The organism is Micromonospora sp. NBS 11-29 (genome assembly GCF_002140155.1).
Classification (GTDB): Bacteria; Actinomycetota; Actinomycetes; order Mycobacteriales; family Micromonosporaceae; genus Micromonospora.
On record NZ_NAPR01000026.1, the window covers coordinates 87,306 to 95,890 of the forward strand.

Genomic DNA, 8,585 nt, shown 5'->3' on the forward strand with positions numbered 1-8,585 from the left:
ATCAATTCGCCGTCGGTGACCTTGCGCGCGGGGTTGAGCAGCGCCACGTCCACGCCGGGCAGCGCGCCGCCGGCCGCCTCCAGAGCGTCGGCCAGTCGGGCGCCCGCCGACAGCCGGACCAGCCCGGGACGACGGACCTTGCCCGCCACGGTGACGACGACCTGGGCGGCGGCGCCGGCCGGCGCAGCCACCTCGGCCGACGCACCGCCCGACGCCGCGCCGCCCGACGCCTCGGTGACCGGCGCGGCCGGCCGGACGGGTTCCGCGCTCGGGCGGGAGCGCCACGCCCAGACGGCGGCCACCAAGACGACGAGCGCGGCTACCGCGGCGAGGGCGCGCACACCCCGCCGCCCCGGGTCGAACGCGCCCGGCCCGGGCAGCCGGGCGGCCAATCCTCGCGCGGGCTCCCCCGACTCCGCGTCTTCCTCATGCCCGTCGGCATCGCCCACCATGGACGCCGGATCCGGCCCGACGTCGGGCTCCGGATGGCCGCGTCGCGGCCCGGCGAGGTCCGGATCGAGAAACGGGTACGCGGGCGTCGACGGTCGGACGGGATCCGGTGCAGGGCCGGCGGGAGCCGGGACGGCGATCGTCCGGCCCGCCGGCGTGAACAGCCGGGCGAGCCGCCGCCGCACGGTCGTCTCCTCGTCATCTGGCACGGCTCGGGACGTTACGACGAACCGCGCGCCGAGGGTCGGCCCGCAGGCCCTCGCCTGTGGACAACGGTGCGGCTGTGGACGGCCACCCGATCATGCCGCCGATGTGGTAGCGACGCGGCCCCGCGTGGGTTGACGAGGGCATTTCCGATCGGCGAAGGCGACCCGGGTCCGGACGAAGGTGGTGGCCAGGTACGGGCTACGAACCTGATGGCGGGAACGACTCAGGAGGCGACTCACCTACGCCTTCAAGTTCTTAGGCAGCGTCCCACCGTCGACTCCGCTCGCCAAGGATCGAGATCCGCCCAGCGAGGCGCATCGTGGCTACGCCAGTTCGTCCGCCTCACCGAGGTGCGGGCGGCGCTTCCCGGCTCATCACAACGACTCGGAGGTATATCCCTCTGATTCAGTTCTCGCCGGACCAGGTCGTTCGGCCAGTCCGATCCGGCCCACCGCCTCCGAGGCACGGACCGATCACCGACGAGGGCTCGATCGCCAGCTCGGTGAAGTGGAGGCATCCGACAGTCCCGATTACCGCCACTTCGGCGAAGCGAGGTCGATCAAGCCGCTCGACACCGCCACTTCGGCGGAATGAAATCGATCAAGCGGCCCGACAGCGCCCGCGCCGCCCTCTCGGCGGTCAGCAGGTCGGCGATCGCCCAGGGCCGGTGATCAATCCGCGAGGTCCGGCCGGTTCGCTCGGATCCAGCGTTCGACATCACGTCGCCGCCACACCTTCCCCATCGCAAGCACGGCGATCGGATCGGGGAAGCCCTTTGACGGCATACCGGGTCCCGAGGCCCTGTCCACCCGCTTCGTCGGGTGGATCCACCGAGACCGCCACCTCCGGTGAACCCCGAGTCGATCTTCCGGGCCGGTGACGTGGTGCGGTTGACCCGGGCGGCGAGCGTCCAGTTCGTCACGCCGATCGTGGTCCGGGTGATCCGGAGCTGACCGACCGGCACGCCTTCCACGGATGGGCGTGGATCGAGGGCTACGAGGTGAGCCCGCGCGGGACGGCGGTGGCGAAACGCGAGCTGTCACGGATGCCGGTCAGCGCGCCTCCGGGTCCAGCCCGAGCGCGGCCCGGCCCCCGTCGACCGGCAGCGTCGCGCCGTTGACGAACGAGGCCCGCGCCGACAGCAGGAACGCGACCACCTCGGCCACCTCGTCGCCACGCCCGATCCGGCCCAGCGGATGCAGCCGGGCCAGCTCCGCTTCGACGTGGCGCACGCCGGCCGGGTCCAGACCGGCGAGGTAGGCGGCGTGCCGTTCGGTGTGGATCGAGCCGAGCGCGACCGCGTTGGTGCGGATCCCCGCCCGACCGTAGTCGACCGCGAGCGCCCGGGTCAGCCCCTCCACGGCGGCCTTGGCGGTGGCGTACGGCAGGGCACCCGGCACCGCCCGACGGGCCTGGTGGGAGGAGACGTTGACGATCGCACCGCCGGCGCCGGCGGCCAGGAACCGGCGTACGGCGGTGCCGGCGCCGACCACGGTGGGGCGCAGGTTGGCCGCGATCAGGTCGAACACCTCGGTCGCGGGCGCCCGGTGCAGGTCGGCGTCGCGGAAGACGGCGGCGTTGTTCACCCAGCCGGCCAACGGAGCGAGCGCCTCGGCGCGATCGGCGGCCCGACCGGTGACCGTCTCGTCGGCGGCGTCCCCGGTCACCGCGTACAGCCGGTCGGCGGCCGGGTGTCCGGTCAGCCAGTCCAGCGCGTCGCCGTCCCGCTCGACGACGACCACCGCGCCCCCGTCGGCGGCCAGCCGCTCCACGATCGCCCGCCCGATGCCCCGCCCGCCGCCGGTGACGACGTACGACCGAGGGCTCACCGGGTCGTCCCGCAAGACCGACACCGGTTCGGGGACTTGGTCACATCCATCGGTCCTTGAAACCTCCACTTCACCGAACTGGCGGAAGCGGCGCGGGGGCCGCGCGAGGGCCGGGCGGAAGCGACGCGGGAGCCGCGAGCGGCGGGCTCACGGGCGGCGGTGGACGACCACGCTGGCCAGGCCCGGGCCGGCGTGCGCGGCGACCACCGCGCCCGCCTCGCTGAGGTACGTGTCGTGCAGCCGGTCGCCCAGCCGCTCGGTCAGCGCCGCCAGCAGTTGCTCGGCGCGTTGCGGGGCGGCGAGGTGGTGCACCCCGAGGTCGACGTCGGCGTCGCCGGCCGCCTCGACGGCCAGGTCGACCAGGCGTGCCACGCCTCGGCTGGCGGTACGGACCTTGTCCCGCACCACGATCGCGCCGTCCGGCATGTGCATGATCGGTTTGACCGAGAGGGCGGTGCCGAAGAGCGCCTCGGCCGCGTTCATCCGGCCGCCCCGGCGCAGGAACTCCAGCGTGTCGACGTAGAAGAAGATGGTGGTCCGCTCGACCGCGTCCAGCGCCGCCGCGCGTACCCCGCTCAGGTCGGCGCCCTCGGCGGCGGCCGCGGCGGCGGCGAGCGCCGGGAAGCCGAGGCCCATGCCGGTGGAACGGCTGTCCACCACGGCGACCCGGTCGTCGCCGACCTCGGCGGCGGCCAGGCGGGCGGCCTCGACGGTGCCGGAGAGTTCGGCGGAGAGGTGCACCGAGACCACGCCGTCGGCGCCGTCGGCGAGCAGCGCGCGGTAGACCTGCGCGAACTGTGCCGGCGCCGGGCGGGAGGTGCTCACCGACACCCGCCGGGCACCCAACGCGCGGGTGGCGTCGGCCGGCGAGGTCTCGACGCCCTCCAGCCCCTCGGCGCCGTTGAGCACGACGGTCAGCGGGACGACGGTGAGCCGGTGCGCGTGGACCAGCTCGGGGGGCAGGTAGGCGGTGGAGTCGGTGACGACCGCTACGGGCATGACGGGCACGCTAGCCGATGTCGCCCCGCCGTGCCGGGGCCGAGAGGGTTCAGACCGGTTCGGTGAGCGCCGGCTGGGTGATCAGACCGACATTGTGCGCCCGCAGATGCCAGCCGCGAACGTCGTCGTGGCGCAGCTCCGTCCAGTGGCAGTTGGCCAGCGAGCCGACGCTGCGCAGCACCGCGTGGTCCCAGCCGAGCAGGTGACCGACGCCCTGCCGGGCGCCGCCGCCGTGGGTGGCCACCACCACGGTGCCGCCGGCGGCCAGATCGGCCGCGTCGCGGAACGCGGCCCCGAGCCGTCGGCCGAGGTCGTCCAGGCTCTCGACGCCGGCGCCGGGGTCGGGGTCGCCGGCCCGCCACCGGGCGTATTCGTCGGGGAACCGTTCGGCGNGTCGGCGCGGACCGGCAGCCCGGTCAGCGCCGCCAGCGCGGCGGCGGTGTCGGCGGCCCGGCGCAGGTCACTGGCGACGACGGCGTCGGGGCGTAGCGCGGCGAGCACCGGCGCGGCGGCGCGGGCCTGCTCCCGGCCGAGGTCGTTGAGCGGCACGTCGGTCTGGCCCTGGACCCGGCCCTGCGCGTTCCAGTCGGTGTTGCCGTGCCGCCAGATGATCAGGCGGGTCATTCGGCGCTGGCGGTGCCGGCGGCCGAGTCGGCCAGGTCGCGATCCACGAACGGGATCTGCGGGCAGTCCTTCCAGAGCCGGTCGAGGGCGTAGAACTCGCGCTCCTCGGTGTGCTGCACGTGCACCACGATGTCGACGTAGTCGAGCAGCACCCAGCGGCCACCCCGCTCGCCCTCGCGGCGGACCGGCTTGGCCTTCTCGGGCAGCTCCAGCAGGCGCTCCTCGACGGCGTCGACGATGGCGTGCACCTGACGCTCGTTCGGAGCGGAGGCCACCAGGAACGCGTCGGTGATCGCGAGCTGGTCGCCCACGTCGATGATGACGATGTCCTGTGCCTTCTTGTCGGCCGCCGCCTGGGCCGCGGCCGTCGCCAGCTCGTACGCGCGTTCGGGAATTGTCACCGTTCTCCTTCGATCAACCGTGCGACCGCTCCAAGCGTCTCACACCCGGCGGCGTGACGACTTGCCAGTTCTGGTCGGTTAACGGCGCGAACGGGGACGGAACGGGCGAGATCACCGTTGATAGAGACGCCGTTTGGCGATGTACTGCACCACACCGTCCGGCACCAGGTACCAGACCGGCTCCCCCCGGGCCACCCGGGCGCGGCAGTCGGTCGAGGAGATGGCCATCGCGGGCACCTGCACCAGGCTGACCGCGTCGGCCGGGAGGTGCTCGTCGGAGAGGTCGAAACCGGGGCGGGTCACCCCGATGAAGTGAGCCAGTTCGAGGACCTCGTCCAGGTCCTTCCAGGAGAGGATGCGCGCCAACGCGTCGGCGCCGGTGATGAAGAAGAGCTGCGCCTTCGGGCCGTACTCGGCGTGCAGGTCGCGCAGGGTGTCCACGGTGTAGGTGGGGCCGCCCCGGTCGATGTCGACCCGGTTCACCTGGAATCGAGGGTTGGAGGCGGTGGCGATCACGGTCATGAGGTAGCGGTCCTCGGCCGGACTGACCGGTTCGTCCGCCTTCTGCCACGGTTGCCCGGTCGGCACGAAGACGACCTCGTCCAGGCCGAACCGGTCGGCCACCTCGCTCGCCGCCACCAGGTGACCGTGGTGGATCGGGTCGAACGTGCCGCCCATGATGCCGATCCGCCGGATGTCTTCCTCCACCCCGCGATCCTAGGCCGAGCCCCGGTGACCGCCGGACCGGGTCACCGGGCCCGACCCGCGCCGGGTCACCGGGCCCGCGCCCGNCCGCCGCGGCCACCGCGGTGCGGGCCACCAGGGCGCGGCGCAGGTCGTCGTCCAAATCGGTGACCCAGCGACGCAGGCCGGGCGTGAGGTCGTCGCGGGTCAGCAGCGCCGCGGCGAACTCCCGGGTGGGTTGGGCCACGGCGTAGCGCGGGAACGCCAGGGTGGCGACCCGGTCCGCCACCCACGGGGTACGCAGCCGCGACGCCGCCGGCATGTCGGTGAAGTAGCGCTCCACGTACCCGGCGGTCAACTCGGCCTGCTCGGGCTGCCAGAAGCCCTCGGCGGTCGCCTCGACCAGTCGGTTCGACAGCTCGGTGTTGTGGATGACGATCTCCCAGGCGGCCCGTTTCGCGTCGGCGTCGGGCAGCGCGGCCCGGCAGCCCGCGGCCCGCTCGGCGCCGGTGGCGCTGCGGTCGGCGGCCGCCTCGGCCTCGATCTGCGTCGGACCGGCCGCGCCGAGGACCACGAGCCGGTGCAGCACCGCCCAGCGCAGGTCGGCGTCGACGGCCAGCCCCGACGGCACGCCCGTGCCGGCCAGCCACCCGGCCAGCAACCCGGTGTCGGTGGTGGAGGCGATCAGGCCGCGCGCCGCGGCGAGTTGCCGCGAGCCGCCCGGGGGCGCCCCGGCCAGGAGCGCCTCGGCGGCGCCGGCCACCCGGAGCAGCGCGGCGTCGCGGGCGAGCGGGTCGAGGTAGCGGTCGATGAGCCGGCGGCTGAGCGTCAGCACGTCCTCGACGATGGTCACCTCGGTCTCCGCCGGGAGCGCGGCGACGATCAGCTCGACCAGCGCGGCGACCGGGCGTTCCCCGTCGGTGACCGCGTCGAGCGCCTCACCCCAGAGCAGCGCCCGGGACAGCGGGTCGGCGAGGCCGGGCAGCAGCGTCGGCACCGCGTCCGCCGAGGCCGGATCGAGTCTGATCTTGGCGAACGTGAGGTCGCCGGCGTTGGGCAGCAACAGGCCGGTGTCGGGCTCGCCGACCAGCTCGGGCAGCAAGGTGCGGCCACCGCCGGCGTCCGGGTCGAGGTCGACCTCGACCCGGCGCGCCTCGCCGTCGGCGGTGTGGTGGGCCACGCCGATGCGGTGCGGACGCAGCACCGGGTGCGTCGCCGGGGCGGTCTGCACCACCGCCACCTCGGTCCATCGGCCGGCGGGGTCCACCGCGGTCTCCATCCGCAGCGTGTTCACCTGCGCGCGGCGCAGCCAGCNTCGGCCAGCGTGGCGTTGCCGAACCGGTGCGCGGCGAAGTGCGCGTTCAACCCGGCCAGGAAGGCGTCGTCGCCGACCCAGGCGACGAGTTGACGCAGCACGCTGGCGCCCTTGGCGTAGGAGATGCCGTCGAAGTTGAGCAGGGCCTGGGCGGCGTCGGCCACCTCCTCCGGCGCGACCGGGTGGGTGGAGGGGCGCTGGTCGGCGGCGCAGCCCCAGCCCTTGCGGCGACTGGCGAACGTGGTCCACGCCTGGTCGAACCGGGTCGCCTCGGCGGTGACCCGGGTGCCGAGGTATTCCGCGAACGACTCGTTCAGCCAGAGGTCGTCCCACCAGCGCATGGTGACCAGGTCGCCGAACCACATGTGGGCCATCTCGTGCGCGATGACGGTGGCCCGCCCCTCCCGCTCGGTGTCGGTGACCGCGGAGCGGAAGACCAGGTCGTCGCGGAAGGTGACCAGGCCCGGGTTCTCCATCGCGCCGGCGTTGAACTCGGGCACGAACGCCTGGTCGTACTTGCCGAACGGGTAGCGCTCGGCGAAGAGCTGGTGGAAGCGGTCGAGGCACTGCCGGGTGACGGTGAAGATCTCGTTGGCGTCCGCGTCGAGGTGCGCGGCGAGCGAGCGTCGGCAGTAGAGACCCAGCGGGATGCCGTCGTGCTCGGAGTTCAGCACGTGCCAGGGCCCGGCCACCAACGAGACGAAGTAGGTGGCCAGCGGCGCGGTGGGGGCGAACTCCCAGCGCCCCGGTGCCGGCCGGTCGGCGAGCCGGCCGTTGGCAGCCACCGTCCACTCCGGCGGCGCGGTGACCGCCAGCGTCACCGGGGCCTTCAGGTCGGGCTGGTCGAACGCGGCGAAGATGCGTGGCCCGGCGTCCAGGAAGGACATCGCGTAGAGGTAGGTCTCGCCGTCGGCCGGGTCGACGAAGCGGTGCAGCCCCTCGCCGGTGTTGGAGTAGGCCATCTCGGCCTCGACGGTGAGCGTGTTGGTCGCGGCCAGGTCGGTCACCGGCAGCCGTTCGTCGGCCAGCAGGGCCGGGTCGAGGTCACGGTCGTTGAGGCGGACCCGCAGGAGTCGGCGGGGCTTGACGTCGACGAAGGTCCCGGCGCCGGGGGTGGCCCGGAACCGGATGGTGGTGGTGGAGTGGAACCGCTCGGCGTCGCCGGTCAGGTCGAGGTCCACTTCGTAGGACTCGACGGTGATCGACGCGCCACGCGCGGTCGCCTCTGCACGGGTCAGGCTCGACATCCGCTTATCCTGCCCGATGAGGTCCGCTCGGACCTTCCTGTTACGCGTGGCGATGGAGGAACAGCAATGGGTCAGCACCCCAAGGGCGATTTCGACCTCTCTCGGGCGGTTTGGCAGCGAGCGGAGGGGGACACCTCCGAGGGTGCGGTCGAGGTGGCTTTCGTCGACGACCTGATCGGAATGCGCAACTCGGCCGAGCCGGAGGGCCCTGTCCTGGTGTTCACCCAGGCCGAGTGGGACGCCTTCGTCGCGGGCGCCCAGGACGGCGAGTTCGACCTGGACTGAGTCAGTCACCGTCGCCCCAGCCGAGCCCGCCCGGGCCGGGCGCGTGGTGGAAGCCGGGGTGTCCGGCCACGTCGACGCACCGTTCGTCGTCGGGGCCGGCCGCCCCGCAGAACAGCCGCTCGGCCCGGTGCCAGGCGTCCGCCGGGGACAGGGCCGCCGCGCCGAGCGCCAGCTCCGGACGGAGCAGGCCGAGCGCCTCCGCGTACGCCACGGCCAGCTCCCGCGCGACGGCGGCGTCGGCGGCCACGAAGCCGAGGTGCACGGTGAAGAACCGCGGTGGCCGGGGCGCGGGGCGGCGGGACGCGGCGGTCAGCGGCTCCTCCCGGCCGCCGCCGCGCAGCCCGGCCACCGCGTCGCGGTGCCGCCGTCGTGTCGCCCGGTCGTCGCGCATCCGTGCCCTCCCCGTCGTCGGTGGCCGCCCCCGCACGTTGTGCCGGCGGAGGCCGGACCGGTCGCCGCCGATCCGCACACCGAGGAAACCAGCTTTTCCGCGCCCGGGGAGGGGCCAGTGCCGTCCCGGCTGGCCCCTCCCCCGCCCGGGTGG

7 protein-coding genes and 2 pseudogenes are annotated in these 8,585 nt (G+C 74.0%); 1 reads left to right on the forward strand and 8 read right to left on the reverse strand.

The genetic code is table 11. The annotated features are described in order from the left end of the window. From B1205_RS26350 to pepN, 7 genes and pseudogenes are all read right to left on the reverse strand, one after another. Nucleotides 1-659: SLBB domain-containing protein (locus B1205_RS26350; RefSeq protein ID WP_254910219.1), on the reverse strand; the 659-nt coding region annotated here is incomplete at its 3' end. 1,050 nt (nucleotides 660-1,709) lie between these two features. Next, complete coding sequence (locus tag B1205_RS26360) at nucleotides 1,710-2,486, reverse strand: SDR family NAD(P)-dependent oxidoreductase (RefSeq protein WP_089158091.1); 777 nt, start codon at nucleotides 2,484-2,486, stop codon at nucleotides 1,710-1,712. 147 nt (nucleotides 2,487-2,633) lie between these two features. Beyond that, nucleotides 2,634-3,485 (reverse strand): DegV family protein, encoded by an 852-nt coding sequence (locus B1205_RS26365; protein ID WP_089158058.1) that lies wholly within the window; start codon nucleotides 3,483-3,485, stop codon nucleotides 2,634-2,636. 49 nt (nucleotides 3,486-3,534) lie between these two features. Then, nucleotides 3,535-4,109: pseudogene (locus B1205_RS26370) on the reverse strand (histidine phosphatase family protein). Continuing rightward, nucleotides 4,106-4,510 carry a ribosome silencing factor gene (gene rsfS, locus B1205_RS26375; RefSeq protein ID WP_089158059.1) on the reverse strand — a complete coding sequence of 135 codons (405 nt, stop codon included), beginning with the start codon at nucleotides 4,508-4,510 and terminating at the stop codon, nucleotides 4,106-4,108. Before rsfS ends, B1205_RS26370 begins: the two are co-directional and overlap by 4 nt. A 111-nt stretch (nucleotides 4,511-4,621) precedes the next feature. Further along, entirely contained in the window at nucleotides 4,622-5,218 is a 597-nt protein-coding gene (nadD, locus tag B1205_RS26380; RefSeq protein WP_089158092.1) for a nicotinate-nucleotide adenylyltransferase, read from the reverse strand. Between the two features lie 88 nt (nucleotides 5,219-5,306). Next, nucleotides 5,307-7,756: pseudogene (gene pepN / locus B1205_RS26385) on the reverse strand (aminopeptidase N); the annotation flags it as partial. A 66-nt stretch (nucleotides 7,757-7,822) separates the two neighbouring features. Here pepN and B1205_RS26390 point away from each other — a divergent pair. Beyond that, entirely contained in the window at nucleotides 7,823-8,041 is a 219-nt protein-coding gene (locus tag B1205_RS26390; protein ID WP_089158060.1) for a DUF397 domain-containing protein, read from the forward strand. A gap of 1 nt (nucleotide 8,042) precedes the next feature. Here the strand turns inward: B1205_RS26390 and B1205_RS26395 are convergent, their stop codons facing one another. Next, nucleotides 8,043-8,432, reverse strand: coding sequence for a hypothetical protein (locus B1205_RS26395; RefSeq protein WP_089158061.1), 390 nt, complete (start codon nucleotides 8,430-8,432; stop codon nucleotides 8,043-8,045). Nucleotides 8,433-8,585: the final 153 nt, after the last annotated feature.

Coding starts and splice junctions, on each gene's coding strand:
- B1205_RS26365 (WP_089158058.1), bottom strand. CDS start 3,485: ATGCCCGTAGCGGTCGTCACCGACTCCACCGCCTACCTGCCCCCCGAG.
- B1205_RS26390 (WP_089158060.1), top strand. CDS start 7,823: ATGGGTCAGCACCCCAAGGGCGATTTCGACCTCTCTCGGGCGGTTTGG.
- B1205_RS26395 (WP_089158061.1), bottom strand. CDS start 8,432: ATGCGCGACGACCGGGCGACACGACGGCGGCACCGCGACGCGGTGGCC.